Raw genomic sequence first — 1,572 nt, forward strand, 5'->3', positions numbered from 1 at the left:
TTAATATAACTAATCATGCATTAACACTAACCACTTTTCGTCATTACTTAGTTTTGAAATACGACTACCATGCAATTTTCTTTAACTCAATCCATCACTACTCTCAAACCACCAAAGACTTGCGATGCCAAATATCTTACTGTGAACATATACTTAAAATCAATAATTTATGCATTATCAATCAATAATTTTCATAGCTGTGTAAACACAAATCTACTAAGAAGATCAACTTAACGAACAAGGCGTTTGCATATAGTTGTCCACACTTCAAATTATCACTTTATAAAGCAGATACTATCAGCTAATCACTGTCAAACCTACTTTTAATTTAGCTAGCTTCACCAAGCATGTATGATTAACTTGTTATTTAGCATTCTGATTTTTCAAGTAGCCAAGTTTTCTCGTTAGAGGAAAGGAGATAGAAAATCGGCTAACAGCCAAAACCACTGGCTAAAGCGTATTACTAAAACAGTGCATTAAGTACATGGGTGACTCGGCGCTCTTATCACGGCACCAACTACCGAGGCGCCTAGCAGTTAGCTCGTGAAAATATTGCACTGCGATGGTTTTGATACAAATGCAATGCTTCTATGGTTTGGATTTCAAACAGCAGTACTGCTAAGGCGCATTCGCCCGAGGCTATGATTCAAGCTAGCGAATCTGCAATAGTCTCTCCCGACACGGCTAAAGGCATTGCGGCCTTATGGAGGTAAGCGCTACCCCTCCTCGCTTGTGGTATCGAAAGAGAGAAAGGGAGATAGCGGGCAGGGACATGGTGATCACGTACCTCTAGATTCAACCGCACTTCGTAGCAAACATGTAGCAGCAATAGCTTTGTGAATCATAGAGAACTAATCAGCCTGCTACCACTTCACTATTCGCGGCTCAAGCTGGCCGGTGGCCGGTGGTTGCCCATCTCACGCGAAGCTCGCCCATAGCCCCCGCAGCCGCTTGCCCTGTTCAAGCAGAGTGGCTTCATTCACGTGCTTTACCATGTCGGTATACTGCCAGTTGGCGGGTGCTCCCAATAGCAGTGGCAAATCAATCGTGTGGGCGACGCCAAAAGGATTGCGGCCCTTGCCCCAGTCCAACCGGTAACGTAGGCATGGTCGCCCGCTTTTGCGTGGCGCGGAGCAAACCTGAGCGCATCGCACTTTTACACTTTGTGTGTGGTAGCGGCCACCATAGCCTTTGCGGTTCCTTCACTAATGGAATCTGGCGTAACCGCATCAGGCCCGGCGACATCACCAGAAACCTGGCGGTTTCTTCTGCGGTTTGGCTAATGAAGACATCACACTTCGGCTCAACGCGGCGCCAGTCAGCATCAATTTGGGATTTATCAGGCAGCGGATAATGGCCGTGCTGAGTGCCAAACTGCATGGCTGATTTCAACCCAAAACCTCGTGCGGTTTCCACCACCTTGGTCTTTATACGCAAAATCTCATCCAAGGGCGCATCATCTCTTTTACAGTGGTGGCTTTTTGGCTCATATTAGGGTTCATTTTCGCTCGGCCACAGCTAATGCCCGGCGGCGCACTTTGGATGATTACCCACTGAAAAAGCCCTTCAGGG

At 46.8% G+C, this 1,572-nt stretch carries 1 protein-coding gene; it reads right to left on the bottom strand.

What is annotated here, in order from left to right:
- Nucleotides 1–1,041 precede the first annotated feature (1,041 nt).
- On the bottom strand, nucleotides 1,042–1,437 hold the full coding sequence (locus ACT3XD_RS19520) for a hypothetical protein (RefSeq protein ID WP_444280696.1): 396 nt from the start codon (nucleotides 1,435–1,437) through the stop codon (nucleotides 1,042–1,044).
- Between the last annotated feature and the right edge of the window lie 135 nt (nucleotides 1,438–1,572).

Origin of the sequence: Halomonas sp. AOP7-B1-5 (assembly GCF_052353045.1) — a bacterium.
Classification (GTDB): Bacteria; Pseudomonadota; Gammaproteobacteria; order Pseudomonadales; family Halomonadaceae; genus Vreelandella; species Vreelandella colorata.